19 protein-coding genes and 1 rRNA gene are annotated in these 18,636 nt (G+C 69.8%); 13 read left to right on the plus strand and 7 right to left on the minus strand.

Features of this window, described 5'->3' with window-relative positions:
* The first annotated feature begins 4 nt into the window (after positions 1–4).
* Positions 5–121: ribosomal RNA gene (rrf, locus tag YIM_RS10955) — 5S ribosomal RNA — on the plus strand.
* A gap of 510 nt (positions 122–631) precedes the next feature.
* Positions 632–1,264 carry a hypothetical protein gene (locus YIM_RS10960; protein WP_228004668.1) on the plus strand — a complete coding sequence of 211 codons (633 nt, stop codon included), beginning with the start codon at positions 632–634 and terminating at the stop codon, positions 1,262–1,264.
* Between the two features lie 59 nt (positions 1,265–1,323).
* Here the strand turns inward: YIM_RS10960 and YIM_RS10965 are convergent, their stop codons facing one another.
* Together YIM_RS10965 and YIM_RS10970 are read right to left on the minus strand one after the other, a co-directional pair.
* The gene (locus YIM_RS10965) at positions 1,324–2,670 is read right to left on the minus strand and encodes a DUF6801 domain-containing protein (protein ID WP_153030251.1); all 1,347 of its coding nucleotides are present in this window, start codon (positions 2,668–2,670) and stop codon (positions 1,324–1,326) included.
* Positions 2,671–2,761: 91 nt separating this feature from the next.
* Positions 2,762–3,397, minus strand: a complete 636-nt coding sequence (locus tag YIM_RS10970; protein ID WP_153030252.1) for a DUF6801 domain-containing protein — start codon at positions 3,395–3,397, stop codon at positions 2,762–2,764.
* A 412-nt stretch (positions 3,398–3,809) separates the two neighbouring features.
* Between YIM_RS10970 and YIM_RS10975 the strand changes: the two genes are divergently transcribed.
* Complete coding sequence (locus YIM_RS10975; protein WP_153030253.1) at positions 3,810–4,802, plus strand: hypothetical protein; 993 nt, start codon at positions 3,810–3,812, stop codon at positions 4,800–4,802.
* On the opposite strand, the gene YIM_RS10980 is transcribed toward YIM_RS10975, so the two are convergent.
* Together YIM_RS10980 and YIM_RS10985 are read right to left on the minus strand one after the other, a co-directional pair.
* Positions 4,783–5,778, minus strand: a complete 996-nt coding sequence (locus YIM_RS10980) for an LLM class flavin-dependent oxidoreductase (protein ID WP_153030254.1) — start codon at positions 5,776–5,778, stop codon at positions 4,783–4,785. The two genes, YIM_RS10975 and YIM_RS10980, sit on opposite strands and share 20 nt — an antisense overlap.
* Before the next feature lie 36 nt (positions 5,779–5,814).
* Entirely contained in the window at positions 5,815–7,944 is a 2,130-nt protein-coding gene (locus tag YIM_RS10985; protein ID WP_153030255.1) for an AAA family ATPase, read from the minus strand.
* Positions 7,945–8,052: 108 nt separating this feature from the next.
* Here YIM_RS10985 and rsmD point away from each other — a divergent pair, with 108 nt between their 5' ends.
* From rsmD to YIM_RS11035, 10 genes are all read left to right on the plus strand, one after another.
* Complete coding sequence (rsmD, locus tag YIM_RS10990; protein ID WP_194240117.1) at positions 8,053–8,610, plus strand: 16S rRNA (guanine(966)-N(2))-methyltransferase RsmD; 558 nt, start codon at positions 8,053–8,055, stop codon at positions 8,608–8,610.
* Between the two features lie 13 nt (positions 8,611–8,623).
* Positions 8,624–9,106, plus strand: coding sequence for a pantetheine-phosphate adenylyltransferase (gene coaD, locus YIM_RS10995; protein WP_153030257.1), 483 nt, complete (start codon positions 8,624–8,626; stop codon positions 9,104–9,106).
* Positions 9,107–9,220: 114 nt separating this feature from the next.
* Positions 9,221–9,640, plus strand: a complete 420-nt coding sequence (locus YIM_RS11000) for a ribonuclease domain-containing protein (protein ID WP_153030258.1) — start codon at positions 9,221–9,223, stop codon at positions 9,638–9,640.
* Between the two features lie 123 nt (positions 9,641–9,763).
* A complete protein-coding gene (locus YIM_RS11005; RefSeq protein WP_153030259.1) occupies positions 9,764–10,480 on the plus strand; it encodes a DivIVA domain-containing protein in 717 nt (238 codons plus the stop codon).
* Between the two features lie 85 nt (positions 10,481–10,565).
* Positions 10,566–11,159 carry a DUF177 domain-containing protein gene (locus YIM_RS11010; RefSeq protein WP_153030260.1) on the plus strand — a complete coding sequence of 198 codons (594 nt, stop codon included), beginning with the start codon at positions 10,566–10,568 and terminating at the stop codon, positions 11,157–11,159.
* A gap of 69 nt (positions 11,160–11,228) precedes the next feature.
* The gene (gene rpmF, locus YIM_RS11015) at positions 11,229–11,411 is read left to right on the plus strand and encodes a 50S ribosomal protein L32 (protein ID WP_113693552.1); all 183 of its coding nucleotides are present in this window, start codon (positions 11,229–11,231) and stop codon (positions 11,409–11,411) included.
* 12 nt (positions 11,412–11,423) lie between these two features.
* Positions 11,424–12,170 carry a ribonuclease III gene (gene rnc / locus YIM_RS11020; protein WP_153030261.1) on the plus strand — a complete coding sequence of 249 codons (747 nt, stop codon included), beginning with the start codon at positions 11,424–11,426 and terminating at the stop codon, positions 12,168–12,170.
* Positions 12,154–13,020 (plus strand): bifunctional DNA-formamidopyrimidine glycosylase/DNA-(apurinic or apyrimidinic site) lyase, encoded by an 867-nt coding sequence (gene mutM / locus YIM_RS11025; protein WP_153030262.1) that lies wholly within the window; start codon positions 12,154–12,156, stop codon positions 13,018–13,020. Before rnc ends, mutM begins: the two co-directional genes overlap by 17 nt.
* A gap of 88 nt (positions 13,021–13,108) precedes the next feature.
* Positions 13,109–13,432, plus strand: a complete 324-nt coding sequence (locus YIM_RS11030; RefSeq protein WP_153036910.1) for a PadR family transcriptional regulator — start codon at positions 13,109–13,111, stop codon at positions 13,430–13,432.
* Positions 13,429–14,664 carry a DUF1700 domain-containing protein gene (locus YIM_RS11035; protein ID WP_153030263.1) on the plus strand — a complete coding sequence of 412 codons (1,236 nt, stop codon included), beginning with the start codon at positions 13,429–13,431 and terminating at the stop codon, positions 14,662–14,664. Before YIM_RS11030 ends, YIM_RS11035 begins: the two co-directional genes overlap by 4 nt.
* Positions 14,665–14,753: 89 nt before the next feature.
* Here the strand turns inward: YIM_RS11035 and YIM_RS11040 are convergent, their stop codons facing one another.
* The 3 genes from YIM_RS11040 to asnB all read right to left on the minus strand — a co-directional run bounded on the left by YIM_RS11040 (position 14,754) and on the right by asnB (position 18,622).
* A complete protein-coding gene (locus YIM_RS11040) occupies positions 14,754–15,272 on the minus strand; it encodes a general stress protein (RefSeq protein WP_153030264.1) in 519 nt (172 codons plus the stop codon).
* 115 nt (positions 15,273–15,387) lie between these two features.
* Positions 15,388–16,686, minus strand: a complete 1,299-nt coding sequence (locus YIM_RS11045; RefSeq protein ID WP_153030265.1) for an ROK family protein — start codon at positions 16,684–16,686, stop codon at positions 15,388–15,390.
* 97 nt (positions 16,687–16,783) lie between these two features.
* Entirely contained in the window at positions 16,784–18,622 is a 1,839-nt protein-coding gene (gene asnB, locus YIM_RS11050) for an asparagine synthase (glutamine-hydrolyzing) (RefSeq protein WP_153030266.1), read from the minus strand.
* Positions 18,623–18,636 lie beyond the last annotated feature (14 nt).

Genomic DNA, 18,636 nt, shown 5'->3' on the forward strand with positions numbered 1-18,636 from the left:
GTGTTTCGGTGGTTATAGCGGTGGGGAAACGCCCGGTCCCATTCCGAACCCGGAAGCTAAGCCTGCCAGCGCCGATGGTACTGCACTCGAAGGGGTGTGGGAGAGTAGGACGCCGCCGAACTTAACTTAGTGATAGACAGAGCGTGGCTCTGGACCTGATGAGGGTCCGGAGCCACGCTCTTTTTTCATGCCCAAGAAACGGGTGATGGCCCCGGGCCGCGCCCTTGTGGCCTGCCCCGGGCCACCTTCGTCCGTATGCCCGGGGGGGGCAGAGGGCGGTTCGGGCACGCTTCTTTGGGCCGCCTGGTCTGGTGCTGATCTGAGGTCGCTCTTCCTGGCTACCCGGAGGCTGGGTGCCCGACACGGTCAGCCCCGCCGGCGGGCGGCGGTGTGGCTCCGGCGTCATCGGCGAGGTGCCCGCGGTGCCCTGGCGACGTCGGTGGATGGCGCACGATCGGCACGCGCGTGGCGGCGGGTTGAACCGCCGTGACAATTTCGGGGGACGCATTTGTCTGAATATGAGCAAAGAATGGGCTTCGCAATTTTGGTGGGTTGTATCACGCGCCTCGGCAGAACTAGCATACTCGTCAGTAAGTTGCACTTCCGCCGACCCCCGAACAGAGGAATTGCGATGTCCAGAATGTTCTCCAGGTTGCGCAGACCCGCCGCGGTCATGGCGATGGCGGCCGCTGTTTTCAGTGCCGGGGTGCTGGCCGCGGCCCCCGCGTCGGCGGCCACGCTCAAGGTCCGGTACCCGGTCACCGGCGAGTCGGTGGTGAAGAAGACCGGCAGCCCGCTCGCGCTCGGCCCCGGCACCCTGGACACCACCGTCACCACCAAGCCCGGCGGCGGCGACATCTCCGGCGTGCTCAGCATCCCCCCGGCCAAGGCCTCCTTCCAGGTCTTCGGCTTCATCCCGGTCAAGGCCACCGTCACCGTCATCCCGACCGGCCCGGTCACCGGCGAGATCAAGCAGGGCGTGATCACCACTCACGCCGACGCCTACATCCAGCTCAGCGACATCTGGGTGGCCGGCATTTTCTACACCCCGGTCGGAAACGAGTGCAAGACGCAGAACCCGGTCGGCATGGACCTCAAGTCCGAGGGTGACTTCACCATTTTCAACGGCGGCACCGTCTCCGGCAGCTACACCATTCCCGAATTCAAGAACTGCACCATTTTCGCCCCGTTGCTCAGCTCGCTGGTCTCCGGGCCGGACAACACGATCAAGCTGCTCCTCGGCAAGGCCTCGTCACTGCCGTAACCAACCACGCAAAAGGCCCGCCGTCCCGTGAGGGAGGGCGGGCCTTTCCGCGTTCCGCGCTACTTGCCGACCGTCTTGAGCACCAGGGTGACCTGGTTGCCCGGCCCCGAGACGAGGCCGGTGAGGATCGGCGATATGTCCTCCTCCACCCCGCAGCCGCTGAACGGCGGGATGGTGAACGACCGCTGCGACTCCAGCGGCGCGTCCGGATGGGTGCCGATGGTGCCACCGCTGGTCACCAGGTACTGCCCCCACAGGTCCAGCGAGATCTTGCCGCTGCGGCAGTCCGGGCCCACGTCGTACGGCACCCCGTTGATCTCCACGTCGCTGATCCGCAGGTACACCTCGGTGTGCGCGAACAGCATGCTGTCCGGCTTCGGATAGGTGCCCTCGGTGAAGGTGAGCTTCCCGTTCGGGTCGTTCGCGGGCAGGAACTCCGCCAGCCCGGTCACCGGCAGGAAGTCGAAGGCGTAGAACGGGGTCTTCGCCTTCGGCAGCGCCACGTCACCGCGGATGCCCGCCGGATTGATGTACGACCCGCCGTTGGCCAGCAGGCCCGGGCCGAGCACCACCTTCGCCCCGGTTTTCTTCACCGTGGACTCGCCGTTGATGTACTGCGCGGTGAGCGGGAAGATCGGCGGCGCGGCGGCCAGAGCGCCGGGACCGGCTTCGGCCGCCTGCGCACCGGGGGCGACGGGGAGACCCGGCACGACGCCGTCCGGTCCGGGCATGCCGGGCAGGGGAGCGGTTCCCGGCGGCGGCACGGGTTCACCGGGCAGCAGGATCGCCACCGAACCCAGCAGCGGGTCCTGTTCCGGCGCCGGCTCGCAGACCGATTCGACGAGGACCTCGGTGCCCATGGTGCCCTCGGCCGGCTGGGTGGTCAGCACGATCGACGGCGGGCCGACGGAAACGGTCAGCGACCCCGCCGCGCTGGTCTGCCACACCGGGATCGTGCCCGCGGACTTCACCGTCAAAGCGCCGGTCGGGGGCACCGGCGTCGACGGCACCGGCAACTCCGCGGAAACCGTCTCCGGCTTCGAGTCCTGCACGCCGAGCAGATTCGTGGTGACCGTGCCTTCGATCGAGGCGGGCGCGCCGAGCGCGGGCCACAGCGTTTCCGGCAGGACCAGTTCCGCGTCGAGCGGGCCCGCGGCGACCGGTTCCCCGACGAGCACCGAGCTGGGCAGGGTGGTGTCGATGGTGAGGCCGACCGCCTGCGGTTCGCTGGTGCCGAACGTGCAGTCGTAGGTCAGCGCCAGCGACACCGGGGTGCTCTCGGCCGGTGCTTCGGGTGCTTCCGGGGCGGCGGAACCCGCTCCGGTCAGCCCACTGGTCAGTCCGGCGGCGAGCAGCGCGACGGCCGCCGTGGTGCCGAGCTTGTCCCGGAGTTGTTTCTGTGCCATCCGCGTTCCTCCGCCAGAGCCAGAAATGCCGGAAACTCCGGCCACGCGTCGGGGGCGTGGCCGGAGCGCCGGGGAAATCTACTACCGCCGGTCAGCCGATGGTCAGCGACGGCGAGAAGGCCGGCGTCTGGCCGTCGTTGAGCGTGCAGTCGAAGGCTTCCGGACCCTGCCATTCGGGGGTGGCGTTGGTGTAGTGGAAGTCCAGCGACGCCGAGAAGGTTTCGCCGAGCGACGCGGTGAGCGTCTGGCCCGTCGCACCCGCGGTGATGGCGGGCACGACCGTGCTCGAGGTCTGGGCCGCGTTGACCGGGAAGGGCGCGTTCGGGTCGGCGACGAACTGCTCCGCCACCCCGAGGTCGGTCACGTTCACCGTGGCCGGGCTCCCACCCGAGACGGCGACGCTGGCGTCGGCGGTGCCGCGGACGCCGTCGATGCCACCGAGGAAGTACAGGGCGCTGACCACGTCGGCGGGCACGGTGGCCACGGCCGTCACGGTGTGGGCCTGGAAGGTGCCGCCGCCGCTGACCGCGTCCGGACCCTGGAAGGTGGCCGTGACGTCGAGGAGGTTCTCACCGATCAGCGGGTAGTTGCAGGTGTAGGTCAGCGTGGTGGTGGTGCTGTACGCCTGGTCCGCGGCCAGCGCGGTGCCGGCACCGGCCATGGTCAGGCCGAGTACCATGCTCGTGGTCGCCATCCCGGCGAAGAGTCTGCCGAATCGTCGTGACATTAGCGATAATCTCCTCAATCGTTCTGCTGGTCCGCATAAAACGGGCACGGCGGCTGCTCGCCGAATCTTCGGCGGCCGAGTAAAGTGGAGATCGATCCCGGGGTAGAGCTGATACCGGACGGCAGAGTCCCCCTTTTTACACCGTCCGTTCTCGGGTTACCCGCTAGTAGATTACGAGCGCGTGTCCTGGCGAATCAAGAGGCGGCAAGGAATCCAGGGCAAACTCGGCTCCTGTATCGGTGAATTTGTCACCCCGGCCCGATCGGCAATCCCGGCTTTGTCACCAGCGTATGAAAAATGGCCTCCGCGACCGCGACTGTCCGTGTTCGGCTTCGTCCTGCCGTAAAGTCCAGGTGTCTTCTACCCATGCCGCGTTCGGCCGAATGGCCGTAGGTGATGCTCCGGAGGAACAATGCGGAAATCGGCTTCGCTCGTGGTGGGCGCGCTGGGAGCGGGACTGCTGCTGGCCGGTGCGCTGACCGCGGTGTCGGTGGAGCCGGGGCCCGTCGTGCCGCCGCCCGCCGCCCCTTCCTCCGCTGCCGAAGCCGCGGCCGCACCGCCGGTGGAGACCGCCGCGGCCGCGGACGGAACGGGCGGCGTCATCGCGTGGGGCAACGGGATCTGGCAGCAGCGGCCGGTGCCCGCCGGGCTGACCGCCGGAGTGGCCGAGGTACGCGTCGGCGGGGTGCACGCGCTCGCGCGCAAGGCGGACGGCACTGTCGTCGCCTGGGGCAACAACACCTACGGGCAGACCGTCGTACCGGCCGCGGCGCAGGGCGCCACCGCGCTCGCCGCCGGCTGGGGGCACAGCCTCGCGCTCAAGAACGGCGGTGTCGTCGCCTGGGGCAACGACTGGTTCGGACAGCTGAAGATCCCCGACGCGGCCAAGGCCGGGGTCACCGCCATCTCCGCCTTCGGTTTCCACAGCCTCGCGCTGAAGCAGGGCGGGCAGGTGGTCAGCTGGGGCCTGCGCGACGACGTGCCACCCGAGGCGCAGTCCGGGGTGAGCGCGATCGCCGTCGGCGGCGACCACAACCTCGTGCTGAAGAACGGCGGTGTCATCGCCTGGGGCGGCAACGAATGGGGACAGCTCGACGTGCCCGCCGCGGCGAAGTCCGGGGTCACCGCGATCTCCGCCGGCTGGGAGCACAGCCTCGCGCTCAAGTCCGACGGCACGGTGATCGCCTGGGGCAACAACGAGTACAAGCAGACCGACGTGCCCGCCACCGCGGTCGGGGTGAAGGCGATCGCGGCGGGCTGGACGCACAGCGTCGCGCTGCTGTCCACCGGCAAGGTGATCGCCTGGGGCTGGAGCAACAGCAGCGCGACCGCGGTGCCCGCGACGGCGGGATCGGGCGTGTTCGCGATCGCCGCCGCCGACCGGTTCAGCCTCGCACTGAAGTGACCAGCTCGTAGGAGCGCTTCCGATCCTCGTCGCCGTGGACCATGGTGGTGATCATCAGCTCGTCGGCGTCGGTGTCCTCGAGCAGCGCTTCGAGGCCCTTGCGCACGGTTTCCGGCGAGCCGAGCACGGTGGTGGAGAGCCGCTCGTCGACGAACATGGTGTCGACGTCGCTGTACGGGTACGCGGCGGCTTCCTCCGGCGTCGGCAGCGGGATCGGCTTGCCGCGGCGCAGGCTGAGGAAGGTCAGCGCGCTCGGACCGGCCAGGTAGCGCGCGTGCTCGTCGGTGTCCGCGGCGAGCACGGACACGCCGAGCATCACGTACGGCTCGTCGAGCACCTCGGACGGCTGGAACGACTCGCGGTAGAGGCGCACCGCCGGGATGGTGTTCTGCGCGCTGAAGTGGTGCGCGAAGCTGAACGGCAGGCCGAGCGCGCCGGCGAGCTGGGCGCTGAACCCGCTCGACCCGAGCAGCCACACCGGCACCTGGTATCCCTCGGCGGGGAACGCGCGGACCGCCCGCCCCTCGCCCGGCTCGAAGTAACTGCGCAGTTCCTGGAGCTTCTGCGGGAAGTCGTCGGCGGACAGTCCGGCGGCGCCGCGCAGGGCGAGCGCGGTGCGCTGGTCGGTGCCCGGCGCGCGGCCGATGCCCAGGTCGATGCGGCCCGGGTGGAAGGCCTCGAGCATGCCGAACTGCTCCGCGATCACCAGCGGCGCGTGGTTGGGCAGCATGATGCCGCCGGAGCCGACGCGGATGCGCTCGGTGGCGGTGGCGATGTGGCTCATCAGCACCGAGGTGGCGGAGCTGGCGATGCCCGGCATGTTGTGGTGCTCGGCCACCCAGTAGCGGTGGTAACCGAGGCGCTCGGTGAACTTGGCCAGCTCGACGCTGCTCTCCAGCGCGGCCCGCGCGTCCGACCCGCTGACGATCGGCGCCAGGTCGAGCACGGACAGGGGCACTTCAGACAGTGAACTCACGCCTGGAGTGAACGCGCGCGGGCCGCGAAAACTTCCCTACGGAAGCCAGGAGGGATCGGAAGCCAGCACGGTCAGCTGCTGCGTCGCGCGGGTCAGCGCGACGTAGAGCACGCGGCGTCCGGTCGACGACTCGGTGATCAGCTCGGCCGGTTCCACCAGCACCACCGCGTCGTACTCCAGGCCCTTCGAGTCCAGGCTGCCGACCACCTTGAGCCGTTCGTCGGCCTGCCCGGCCAGCCAGCGCTCGACCTCGGGCACCCGGTCCATGGCACAGATCACGCCGACCGTGCCCTCGACCGCGCCCATCAGCTCCTTGGCCGCCGCCTGCACCGAGCTTTCCCACGCGGCCGGGTCGACCGGGCGGACCTCGGGCTCCAGCCCGGTGGTGCGCACCGCCTTCGGCAGCTCGTCGGCCTCGGCCTGGCCCGCGACCACCTTGGCCGCCAGGTCGAAGATCTCCGCCGAGTTCCGGTAGTTGGTGCGCAGCGTGTACCGCCGGTGCGCGGTGCCGCGGCCGAACGCCTGCTCCCTGGCCTGCGCGGCCTCGGGCGGATCCGGCCACGAACTCTGCACCGGGTCGCCGACCACGGTCCAGCTGGCGTACTTCCCGCGCCGCCCGACCATCCGCCACTGCATCGGCGAGAGGTCCTGCGACTCGTCGACCACGATGTGCGAGTACTCGTCGTAGTGCTCCGGCCGCTGCGGGCCGGTGCCGGTGGAACCACGCGCGACCGGGGCGGCGTCCAGCTCGATCGACTGGGCGCGGCGACGGCGCTTCGGCGGCGGGCCGATCAGCACGCGCAGCTCGTCGAGCAGCGCGATGTCGGCCACCGACCAGCCGGTGCTCTCGTCGGCCAGTGAACGCGCGAGCAGGGTGATCTCCTCGCGGTTGAGCAGCTGCTTGCCGGAGCGGGCCAGCCGCCGCTCGTCGCCGAGCCAGCGCAGCACCTCGGCCGGGTGCAGCACCGGCCACCACACCACCAGGAACCGGTGGAAGTCGATGCGCTCACCCAGATCGGTGATCAGCTCGGCCCGGTCGGACGTGCGGCCGTCGGCCTTCGCGTGCGCGTCGGCCTTGTCGGCCAGCGCTTCGAGCAGGGTCTCCGCGGCGCGCACGCGGGACCGGTTCGGCGGCCCGCCCTGGGTGTGCACCTTGCGGCGGACCTTCTCCAGCTCCTTCGCGTCGAGCTTGAGCACCTCGCCCTTGTAGACGATGCGCATCTCGGTCGGCGCGTCCGGCGGGGTGTCCCGCATGGCGCGCGCGAGCAGCTTGCGCATCCGCGAGGAACCCTTGATCGCGGCGAGGCGGGCCGGGTCCTGGTGCGTGCCGTTGGCGCCGTCGAGCAGTTCACCGAGCGCGCGCAGCTCCACGTTCGTCTCACCCATGGCGGGGAGCACACGCGAGATGTAGTTGGTGAACACCCCGGACGGGCCGACCACCAGCACCCCGGCGCCGCCGAGCTGGCGGCGGTGGCGGTAGAGCAGGTAGGCGGCGCGGTGCAGGGCGACCGCGGTCTTGCCGGTGCCGGGACCGCCGGTGATCTCGGTGACCCCGCGCCACGGCGCGCGGATCACCTCGTCCTGCTCGCGCTGGATGGTGGCGACGATGTCGCGCATCTTCTCGCCGCGGGACCGGCCGAGCGCGGCCATCAGCGCGCCCTCGCCGACGATCTGCATGTTCTCCGGCACGGCGTCGGCCATCAGCACGTCGTCGTCCACGTCGAGCACGGTCTGCCCGGAGCAGCGGATCACCCGGCGGCGCACCACGTCCATCGGTTCTTCGGCGGTGGCCTGGTAGAACGCGGCCGCGGCCGGCGCGCGCCAGTCGGTGACCAGGTTGTCGAACTCGGCGTCGCGGATGCCGAGGCGGCCGACGTAGATCGGCTCGTCGTCGGAGGCGTGGTCGAGCCTGCCGAAGACCAGGCCCTCGTACTCGGCGTCGAGCGTCTGCAGGGTCTGGTTGGCGTGGTAGACCATCATGTCCCGCTCGAAGAGCATGGACGCCTGCTCGAACACGGCCTCGGTCTGGGCGCCGTGACCGAGTTCGTAGCCCTTGGCGCGCATCGCCTCGGCTTGGGTCCGCAGTTCCGCGAGACGGGTGTAGACCCGATCGACATGGGTCTGTTCGATGGCGATCTCGGCCCGTCTGACCCGAGGTTCCGACACGCAGCGCTCCTACAGCTCACTCGCCGGGAAGGGGAAGAACGACAATACGCGTCCCCGTGCCGGGGTACAGCCAGTCCTGCCCAAAAACACAGGTGCGACCATTCCACCGTGACCAGGATCGTGGCGGGCAGCGCCGGTGGCCGGAAGCTGAAGGTGCCGCCGAAGGGCACCCGGCCGACCTCCGAGCGGGTCCGCGAAGCCTTGTTCAACGCCCTGGAAGTGGCTGGTGAGCTGGACGGGGCCCGCGTGCTCGACCTCTACGCCGGCACCGGCGCGCTGGGACTGGAGGCTCTTTCGCGGGGTGCGCGCGAGGCGGTTTTCGTCGAGGCGGACAAGCGCGCGGCCGACGTGCTGCGCGGAAATGTGACCGCACTCGCACTCGGCGGCGGGGTGCGCCACGGCAAGGCCGAGACGGTGCTCGCCGCCGGTGCCGACGGGCCCTTCGACCTGGTGCTCGCCGATCCGCCGTACGACCTCGGCGCGGCGCAACTGGCGGCGGTGCTCGCCGCGCTGGTCACCGGCGGCTGGCTGGTGCCCGGCGGGCTGGTGATCGTCGAGCGGGCGCTGCGCGACGGGGAACCGTCCTGGCCGGACGGTCTGGAGCCGTTGCGCACCAAGCGGTACGGCGACACGGCGCTGCACTGGGCCGAATTCACCGGGAGTTGATAGCGTCCGCGTCATGCGGCGCGCGGTCTGTCCCGGTTCCTACGATCCGGTCACCCTTGGGCACATCGACGTCTTCGAACGGGCGGCCAAGCTGTTCGACGAGGTCGTGGTCACGGTCATGGTGAACCCCAAGAAGCACGGCCTGTTCTCGATCGAGGAGCGGATGGACCTGATCACCTCCGCGGTGACCGCCATTCCCAACGTGCGGGTGGACTCGTGGCAGGGCCTGCTGGTCGACTACTGCCGCGAGAACGACATCGTGGCCATCACCAAGGGCCTGCGCGCGGTCAGCGACTTCGACTACGAGCTGCAGATGGCGCAGATGAACCACCGGCTGAGCGGGGTGGAGACGCTGTTCATGCCGACGAACCCGGAGTACAGCTTCCTGTCCAGCTCGCTGGTCAAGGAGGTGGCCACCTACGGCGGCGACGTCTCGCACCTGCTGCCCGAGGTGGTCCACACCAAGCTCCTGGAACGCCTCGCCGAGCAGCGCTGACGACTCGAACGTTAGGCCGTTCGGCCGTACGAGCCACCCGATTGGTCCCGTTCGCTCGGACCGAGTTCACGCCGGCGTCTCCCGATGATCACGTGATCGGGCTACGGTTCGAAAATGATTAACCAAAAGTCGCGTGTAGCAGGCGTTCTGCTGGCAATCCTGGTCGCCTTCTTCGGCGGGGCCACCGCCGTCTCGGCGGCTCCCGCGCCCGTCCCGGCTCCTGTCTCGGTGCAGGCCGAGTGCGGCGACACCTCCGGCTTCGAGAAGTCCCCATTGGACTCTCTGCCCGCCGAGGCGAGCGAGACCTACGACCTGATCCAGCAGGGCGGCCCCTACCCGTACCCGCAGGACGACACCGTCTTCCAGAACCGCGAGAAGTTGCTGCCGCTGTGCGACTCCGGCTACTACCGCGAGTACACCGTGGAAACCCCGGGCAGTTCCGACCGCGGTGCGCGCCGCATCGTCAAGGGCGAGGGCGACGAGTACTTCTACACCGCGGACCACTACGAGAGCTTCGTGCTGGTCACGGTCTGATCGCCGGTGGGGTCACCCGGTCGTGGCGGACACGCCGGGTGACCCTTCTTCACGGCGTTCCACCGGGGGGACGGGCAGACTGGGACCTGGCGAAGTGGGAAGTTCTGCCGTGAGGGAGTTGCCGTGTACCGGGTGTTCGAGGCCCTAGACGAACTGGTCACCATCGTGGAAGAGGCACGCGGCGTGCCGATGACCGCCAGTTGCGTGGTCCCGCGCGGTGATGTCCTCGAACTGCTCGACGACGTCCGCGACGCGCTGCCGAGCGAGGTCGACGACGCCCAGGACGTGCTGGACAAGCGCGACGAGCTGATCAACAAGGCCCGCCACGAGGCGGAGACCACGGTGACCGGCGCGAACGCCGACGCCGAGCGCACCATCGCCGAGGCCACCGCCGAGGCCGAACGGCTGCTCGCCGACGCCCGCGCCCGCGCCGAGCAGATGGTCGCCGACGCGCACGCCGACGCCGACCGCACGGTGGCCGCGGGCCAGGCCGAGTACCAGAACCTCACCGAGCGCTCCCGCGCCGAGTCCGAGCGGATGATCCAGGCCGGTCGCGACGCCTACGACCGCGCGATCGACGAGGGCCGGGCCGAGCAGGCGCGGCTGGTCGCGCAGACCGAGGTGGTCCAGGCCGCGCACGCCGAGGCCGCCCGCATCGTCGACGAGGCGCACGGCGAGGCCGACCGCCAGCGCGCCGACTGCGACGCCTACGTCGACGGCAAGCTCGCCGAGTTCTCCGAACTGCTCTCGACCACGCTGCGCACGGTCGACTCCGGCCGCAACCACCTGCGGGCCCCGACCGGCCTCGGGCGCAACACCGTCTACGACTACCAGGCGTGATGCCGGCCCGCGTGGTCGCGTACAGTGGTGAGGTTGCGCACTCCGGTTCCGAGTGCTGCCCGAGAACCTCGTAGCAGAGAGAGTCATGTCTGAAGACAAGAGCGCGTCGCATCTCGACGCGCGCAGTCCCTGGGTGCTCGACACCCGCGAACTCGGCCGCCGGGCCGGCCTCAGCCGCGCCGTGCAGCGCGATGTCGAGGTCACCAAGCCCCTCGGCGTGCTCGACGTGATCGTGGTGCCCGAAGGCGCGAAGGTGGAGCTGGACCTGCTGCTCGAGTCCGTGGTCGAGGGCGTGCTGGTCACCGGCACCGCGGCGGCCCCGGTGACCGGGCACTGCTCGCGCTGCCTCGACCCGATCTCCGACGAGGTCGAGGTCGACCTGACCGAGCTGTACGCCTACCCGGACTCCACCACCGAGGAGACCACCGACGAAGACGAGATCATGCGCCTGGTCGACGACCGGATCGATCTCGAGCCCGCGGTGCGGGACGCGGTGGTGCTCGCCCTGCCGCTGGCCCCGCTGTGCACCGACGACTGCGCCGGTCTGTGCAGCGAGTGCGGGGTGAAGTGGGCCGATCTCGAGCCCGGACACGGGCATGAGACCATAGACCCTCGGTGGGCCGCGCTGGTCGAGCGTTTCGACGAGGATCCGGCGTCCGGCCCGGACAAGCAAGCCTGACGAGCGCCAGCTCGTAGACCGCAAGCATGCCCGCGCACGCGGGCAGATCGTGATTGAGGAGAACCAGTCGTGGCCGTCCCCAAGCGGAAGATGTCGCGTTCCAACACCCGCTCGCGCCGCGCCCAGTGGAAGGCCGCCCCGGTGCAGCTGGTGCCCTGCTCCAACCGTGCCTGCAAGGCGCCCAAGCCGCAGCACATCGCCTGCCCGACCTGCGGCCAGTACGACGGTCGTCAGGTCGTCGAGCCCGCCTGAGGTAGCTGAGACATGGGGGGAAAATCGCCCACCGGTCCGGCAAGCGATCCGACGCCCTTGCTCGAGGCGCTCGGCGTCACCTTGGACGCCGAGCTCCTTCGGCTTTCCCTGACCCACCGGTCCTACGCCTACGAGAACGGCGGGCTGCTGCCGAACGAGCGGCTCGAGTTCCTCGGCGACGCGGTGCTCGGCCTGGTCGTCACCGACCACCTCTACAACGAGCACCCGGATCTGCCGGAGGGCCAGCTGGCGAAGCTGCGGGCCAGCGTGGTGAACATGCACGCGCTGGCCGGGGTCGCCCGCGGACTCGGTGACGGCGGTCTCGGCGCGCACCTGCTGCTCGGCAAGGGCGAGGAGCTGACCGGCGGCCGCGACAAGGCGAGCATTCTCGCCGACGGCCTCGAAGCCGTCATAGGAGCCACCTATCTCGCGCACGGCATCGAGACCGCGCGCAAGCTGGTGCACCACCTCTTCGACAGCCTGCTGGCCGAGGTCCCGCTGCGCGGGGCCGGCCTGGACTGGAAGACCAGCCTCCAGGAGCAGACCGCTTCGGCCGGTCTCGGCGTGCCCGAGTACCAGGTCGAGGACACCGGTCCCGACCACCGCAAGGAGTTCAGCGCCAAGGTGATCATCGCCGGGCGGACGCTGGGCCACGGGGTCGGCACCACGAAGAAGGAAGCCGAGCAGAAGGCCGCCGAGGCCGCTTGGCGCACCCTCAACGAGGAACTCAACCAGCAGGGCGATGCCGGAACTGCCTGAGGTCGAGGTCGTTCGCGCCGGTCTCGAAAGGCATGTTTCCGGGCGGACGATCGCCGAGGTCGCCGTGCTGCACCCGCGGGCGATCCGGCGGCACGTGGAAGGCGCGGCGGACTTCTCCGGCAGGCTCGCGGGGGAGCGGGTGCTCGCCGCCCGCCGCCGCGGCAAGTACCTGTGGCTGGAACTGTCCGGCCAGGAGGCCGTGCTCGCCCACCTGGGCATGAGCGGCCAGATGCTGATGCAGCCCTCGGACGCGCCGGACGAGAAGCACCTGCGCCTCCGCGTCCGCTTCGACGACGACGGTCCCGAACTGCGGTTCGTCGACCAGCGCACGTTCGGCGGACTGGCGCTGGCCGAACTGGTCGACGCCGACGGCACGCTGCTGCCGAGCACCATCGCGCACATCGCGCGCGACCCGATGGACCCGGCCTTCGATCCGGTTCTCGCGGTCAAAGCGCTGCGTTCCCGTCGCACCGAGGTCAAGCGCGCGCTGCTGGACCAGACCCTGGTTTCCGGGGTCGGCAACATCTACGCCGACGAGGCGCTGTGGCGCTCGCGCCTGCACTGGGCGCGGCCTGCCGAGAAGCTCACCACCAAGCAGGGCGCGGCCCTGCTCCAGGCTGCCACCGACGTGATGAGCGAGGCGCTGCTGGTCGGTGGCACCTCGTTCGACGCGTTGTACGTCAACGTCAACGGTCAGTCGGGTTACTTCGAACGCTCCCTGGACGCCTACGGGCGGGAGGGGCGGCCCTGCCGTCGCTGCGGCACGCCGATCCGGCGCGACCCGTTCATGAACCGCTCGTCGTTCTCCTGCCCGCGTTGCCAGCCGAAACCCCGGCTGACCAGGGCCTGAGCAAAAATCTACCCCCGAACGGCCGTCTCTTGTGCACGCTACTGTGCAATGCGTGCTAGTGTTCGCGGCGCAGGACTGGAGGGAACCGGTGGAGATCAGTCAGTTACTCAAAGGGGTGCTCGATCTCGCGGTGCTCGCGGTGCTCCGCGGGCACGACGGTTACGGCTACGACGTCCTTCGCCGGTTGAGACAGGCCGGGCTGGAGGAGGTCGGCGACGCGTCGGTGTACGGCACGCTGCGGCGGTTGTACAAGGCGGGGTTGCTGACGTCGTACGTCGTGCCCAGCGAAGAGGGACCGCACCGCAAGTACTACAGCTTGAACGAGTCGGGGCGTCAGCGGCTGGCGGAGTCGGGGAAAACCTGGACCACTTTCGCCAAGACGATGGACAGCCTGTTGGGAGAGGCAGCATGAGCACCCAGACTCCCGCCGTCGTGCGGGACTACCTGGCGAGGGTTCGGACCGCGTTGGCCGACCTGCCGCCGGCCGAAGTGGACGAAATACTCGAGGACGTCCGTCCGCACCTGCTCGAGATCGGCGCCGAGCTGGGCGAGGAGGGCACGATCGCGGCGATGACCGAGCGGCTCGGCTCGCCGGAGAGCTACGCCGCGGAGCTGCGGGCGGCGGGTGACTACCCGGCGCCGGAACAGGCCGGTGGCAGCAAGATCAGCTCCGACCTCGGCTCGCGGCTGGCGTTGTGGAGCCTGGCCGCGATGATCGTCATCCTGGTGCCGTACGGCGTGGTGACGGCGGGGAGCCTGTCCGCCGAGGCGATGGCCCTGCTGGTCCCGGCGGCCGCGGTGCTCGCCGCGGGCGGCTGGTACCTGGCGCGGCAGGGGGATGGCGCGCTGAGCAGGCTGCCCGAGCTGAAGCCGCTGCGCACGGCGATGGGGCGCGAGTCGAAGGCATTGGCGTACCTGAAGTCGCTGCGTCCGGCGTGGTGGCTGCTGTGCGCGGCCGTGCTCGTGGTGTTCGGCCTGCTGTTGTTCTTGGACGAGGGCCGCGAAGGCATGCTGGCACTGGCAGGGCTGGTCGTGATCGCCGTGGTGACCGTGTGGTTCGGGCCGAAGTCGGTGACCGACCGCAAGTGGCTGTGGCTCAGCCTGCCGGTGTCGGCGCTGGTGGTCGGCGTGGTGCTCGGGCTGGCCACCGAGGGTCTGTTCAGGGCGGCGACCAGGGGATACGGCGGTTACGGCGGCTCGTACCAGCAGGCCTCGATCACGTCCGGCGGGCTGCCGGTGCTGAGCTACGGCAACTCGCAGGTGGAGAACATCTACGCGTTCGACGCCCAGGGCAAGCCGCTCACCGAGGTCTACCTGTTCGACCAGGACGGCAAGCCGCTGACGCTGCCGCGGTACGGCTGTGAGCCGGGGACCGGCACGCGGCAGCGCGAAGGGGCGGACAACCAGTACCCGCGCCCGGAAGTCGACCAGTACGGGTACGACGACCAGGGCGGCTACAACGGGTACAACGCCTACCGGCCGGGCTGCCGGTTGGTGCCGGGCGTGCCGTTCACCGCGGCGATCCCGAAGGTGCCGGTACCGCCTCCTGGCGTGCCTTCACCGACCCCGTCGGCCCCGCAGCCGACGCCGACGCCACCGCCGACCCCGTCGGCACCGGCCACCGCACCCACGCCGACCGGCTGAGGGTGCGCGCGCGAAGCGAGGAGCGGGCGTCGGGGCCCGCTCCTCGCTTCATCTTCCGGCTTCAGTTATGTCCGATGTGGACTGTCCTGTCAGAACGACGTCCGGGTCAGCTCCAGCTGCGAGAGCAGCTCACGACCCTTCTCCGCGTTGCGCGGCTGGGAAAGCACGTCGTAGCGGCGGGCCACCAGCTGGCTGCTCGAGACGAAGTCGCGCTTGCCGCGGGTGGCGCCGTAGCCGATCGCCGAGAACACCATGCCGAACCCGACACCGGCCACCAGGCCGATCAGGATCGGCGCGAAGCCGGCGCCCGCGGTGAACATGCTCAGCAGCAGCCCGACGAAGAGACCGAACCAGGCGCCGGACAGCGCCCCGCTGGTCAGCACCTTCCCCCAGCTAAGCCGCCCGGCGACGCGTTCGACCAGCATCGGCTCGACACCGACGATGGTCACGTCCTCGACCGGGAACTTGCTGTCGGCGAGGTGGTCGACGGCGCGCTGCGCGCCCTCGTACGAGTCGTAGGACCCGATCGGCCAGCCGCTGGGCATGGTCGGCAGCTGCGGGGTGGCCTGGTTCCTGGTGAACGTGGTCTGCGAGAAAGCTGTGGTCATTGTTCTCACCTCTCTGCTTCTCACAACGTGCCTACCCCTCGCCGCATGCCCGAAAACGCCAGTTCACAGCCACTTCTCAGACTGTGACCCGCGTCGCCATGGAGGGCGGCCGGGGTCAGACGGCGGCGAGCAGTTCCGGGCGGCCCGCCGGGGAGCCGTCCGGCAGCCAGCGGGCGAAGAACTCCGGGTCGAACAGTTCGTCCAGGACCATGTGCGCGGCCCCGATCAGGCCGCCTTCCTCGCCGAGCCGCGCCTTGTCGATGCGAAGCTCCCTTGTGGACAGTGGGAGCGAGCGGCGGTAGATGGTCTCGCGAATGGTGGCCAGGAAGAGGTCACCGGCGCCGGCGATCTTGCCGCCGAGGAGAATGGTCGACGGGTTGTAGAAGTTGACCATGGTGGCGAGCATCGAGCCGATCCGCTTGCCCGCCGCGACCAGCAGCCGCACCGCCTGGTGGTCGCCGGAGCGCGCGGCCGCGGTGACGTCGGCGGCGGTGATGCGACCCGTTTCGGCCAGCACCCGCGCCAGTGCCTCGCTCTGCCCGGTGCGCGCCAGTTCCTCGCCGTCGCGGGCCAGCGCCGAACCGCCCGCGAGCGCTTCCAGGCACCCGGTTTTCCCGCAGCGGCAGACGACTTCGCCCGCCGGGCCCTCGTCCGCGACCGCGGCGTGGCCGATGTCACCCGCGCAGCCCTGCGCGCCGCGGTGCAGCGATCCGCCGTTGCTGATGCCCGCGCCGATCCCGGTGCCGATCTTGACGTAGAGCAGGTCGCCGCCGTGCTCGTGCCCGCGCGCGGCCGGATCCCGCAGCTCGCCGAGGCAGAGCAGGTTCACCTCGTTGTCCACCCACACCGGCGCGCGGTACTTCGCGCCGAGGCGGTCACGCACCGGGTAGTTGTTCCAGCCGGGCATGATCGGTGGTTCGGACGGCCGCCCGGTGGCGAACTCGACCGGGCCCGGCAAGCCGAGGCCGACGCCCCAGATGCCGAGGTCCTCCTCACCGTGTTCGGACCACAGCTTGTCGAGCGTGGCTTCCACCTCGTCGAGCACGTTCTCCGGGCCCGCCGCGATGTCGCAGTCGCAGTGCGCGACGGCGAGCACGGTCCCGGCCAGGTCGGTGATGCCCGCGATGAAGCTGGTGGCGCCCAGCTCCGCGGTCAGGATGCGCCCGGCGTCCTTGCGGAACCGCAGCGTCCGCGCCTGGCGGCCGCCGGTGGAGGGGTTGAGTTCCCCCTCCTCCAGCAGCCCGGCGTTCAGCAGCGTGGTGATCCGCTGGGTGACCGCGGTCCGGCCCAGCCCGGTCCATTCGGACAGGGCCGGTCTGGTCTGTGCCTGCCCGCTGCGGACCAGCCGCAACAGCTTGCCGTAACTCGCGACCAGCTCGGAGTTCGGCGTTTCGCCTCCGGGCGGCTCTCCCATGGGGATCCCCTTCTGCGTGACTCCTTTCATCATATACGCATGACCGTCACACTTCTGCATGGGAAAGACATTTGACACGGGGTTAACCGGCGAAAGGTTAGCCGAGCGTAAGGGTTGGGGTGTATTCCTCGAACCACGTCTGCAGTTCGAGCACCCGGTCGAGGCCGTGGCGCACCTCGCCGCTCACCTCCGCCGAGTCCAACTCCGCCGCCTTGGTCACCCATTCCCGGTCCGCCAGCTGGAACACCGCCGCGTCGCGATCGGCCACCAGTTCCCGCGCCTGCTTCTGCAGCGCTTCCGCGTAGTGCGGATCCTGCGTCGACGGGTACGGGCTCTTCACCCGCGACGCCACCGACTCCGGCAGCACGTGCTTGGTCGCGTGCCGCAGCAGGCTTTTCTCCCGGCCGTCGAAGGTCTTCAGCGACCACGGGGTGTTGTAGACGTATTCGACCAGCCGGTGATCGCAGAACGGTACGCGCACCTCCAGACCGACCGCCATCGAGGCGCGGTCCTTCCGGTCGAGCAGCGATCGCACGAACCGGGTCAGGTGCAGATGGCAGATCGTGCGCATCTTGTGTTCCAGTTCGCTTTCCCCGTCGAGGTGGTCCACCTGCGCGACGGCGGTGCGGTACTGGTCGTCGATGTAGTTGTCCAGGTCGAGCGCGCCGGTGATTTCCCCGCGCAACATGGCGGTCCGGCTGCCGGTCAGCTCGTTGTAGGCCATCCAGGGGAACGTGTCGGCGTCGCGGGCGGCCTGGTCGTGGAACCACAGGTAACCGCCGAACACCTCGTCCGCCGACTCACCGGACAGCGCCACCGTCGACTGCTCGCGGATCGCCTTGAACAACAGGTACAGCGAGGTGTCCATGTCGCCCATGCCGCCGGGCATGTCGCGCGCCCGGACCACGGCCCGCCGCACTTCGGGATCGCTCAGCGCGGCCGAGTCGAGCACCACGTTCCGGTGCGCCGAGCCGACCAGGTTCGCCACGTCGCGGATGTACGGGGAATCGGGCGTCGCGCGGATCCGGTCGGGCTGGAAGTTCTCCTCCTGTCCGGTGAAATCCACCGAGAAGGTGCGCAACTGCTCGCCTTCGTTCGCCACGTACGGTGCGGCGAGCCCGGTGACCGCGCTGGAGTCGAGTCCACCGGAAAGCAGCACGCAGCGCGGCACGTCGGCCACCAGCTGCCGGTGCACGATGTCGGTCATCAGCTCGCGGACCTTCGCCACGGTGGCTTCCTGGGAATCCGTGTGCTCGGTGGCGGTCAGCTTCCAGTAGGTGCGCTCGCGGAGGCCGGCGTCGTCGACGGTGACCGTGGAGCCCGGCTCGACCTCGTACATGTTCTTCCACAGCGACCAGCCGGGCGTTTTCGTGAACGCCAGCAGGCCGCGCAGGCCGTCGAGGTCGACTTCGCGCTTGGCCGCCGGATTGGCCAGGATCGCCTTCGGCTCCGAGCCGAACAGCACGCCGTCGCGCGTGGGGTAGTAGTACAGCGGCTTGATGCCCATCCGGTCGCGCACCAGCAGCAGTTTCCGGGTGCGCCCGTCCCAGACGGCGAAGGCGTACATCCCGTTCAGGTGCTCGGGCACGCCCTCGCCCCATTCGAGGTACGCGTGCAGCACGACCTCGGTGTCGCTGCTGGTGGTGAACCGGTGGCCCTTGGCCGACAGTTCTTCGCGCAGTTCGGCGTAGTTGTACGCCTCACCGCTGTAGACCAGCACGACGTCGCCGGACGGGGTGCGTTCGGTCATCGGCTGGCGCCCGCCGGGCAGATCGATGATGGCGAGCCTGCGGTGCCCGAGCGCCGCGTGCTCATCGAGCCAGGTGCCGGAGTCGTCGGGGCCGCGGCAGGACATGGTGGCGGTCATCGCGTCCACCACTTCGCTCCTGGTGCGCAGGTCCGATTCGTAGGAGATCCAGCCGGTAATACCGCACATGAGACTCACCTCCG

Source organism: Amycolatopsis sp. YIM 10 (assembly GCF_009429145.1).
Taxonomy (GTDB): domain Bacteria; phylum Actinomycetota; class Actinomycetes; order Mycobacteriales; family Pseudonocardiaceae; genus Amycolatopsis.

Bases quoted from the DNA above. Each gene is read 5' to 3' on its own strand.
- YIM_RS10960 (WP_228004668.1), top strand. From the start codon at position 632: ATGTCCAGAATGTTCTCCAGGTTGCGCAGACCCGCCGCGGTCATGGCG.
- YIM_RS10965 (WP_153030251.1), bottom strand. From the start codon at position 2,670: ATGGCACAGAAACAACTCCGGGACAAGCTCGGCACCACGGCGGCCGTC.
- YIM_RS10970 (WP_153030252.1), bottom strand. From the start codon at position 3,397: ATGTCACGACGATTCGGCAGACTCTTCGCCGGGATGGCGACCACGAGC.
- YIM_RS10975 (WP_153030253.1), top strand. From the start codon at position 3,810: ATGCGGAAATCGGCTTCGCTCGTGGTGGGCGCGCTGGGAGCGGGACTG.
- coaD (WP_153030257.1), top strand. From the start codon at position 8,624: ATGCGGCGCGCGGTCTGTCCCGGTTCCTACGATCCGGTCACCCTTGGG.
- YIM_RS11000 (WP_153030258.1), top strand. From the start codon at position 9,221: ATGATTAACCAAAAGTCGCGTGTAGCAGGCGTTCTGCTGGCAATCCTG.
- YIM_RS11010 (WP_153030260.1), top strand. From the start codon at position 10,566: ATGTCTGAAGACAAGAGCGCGTCGCATCTCGACGCGCGCAGTCCCTGG.
- rnc (WP_153030261.1), top strand. From the start codon at position 11,424: ATGGGGGGAAAATCGCCCACCGGTCCGGCAAGCGATCCGACGCCCTTG.
- mutM (WP_153030262.1), top strand. From the start codon at position 12,154: ATGCCGGAACTGCCTGAGGTCGAGGTCGTTCGCGCCGGTCTCGAAAGG.
- YIM_RS11035 (WP_153030263.1), top strand. From the start codon at position 13,429: ATGAGCACCCAGACTCCCGCCGTCGTGCGGGACTACCTGGCGAGGGTT.
- YIM_RS11040 (WP_153030264.1), bottom strand. From the start codon at position 15,272: ATGACCACAGCTTTCTCGCAGACCACGTTCACCAGGAACCAGGCCACC.
- YIM_RS11045 (WP_153030265.1), bottom strand. From the start codon at position 16,686: ATGGGAGAGCCGCCCGGAGGCGAAACGCCGAACTCCGAGCTGGTCGCG.
- asnB (WP_153030266.1), bottom strand. From the start codon at position 18,622: ATGTGCGGTATTACCGGCTGGATCTCCTACGAATCGGACCTGCGCACC.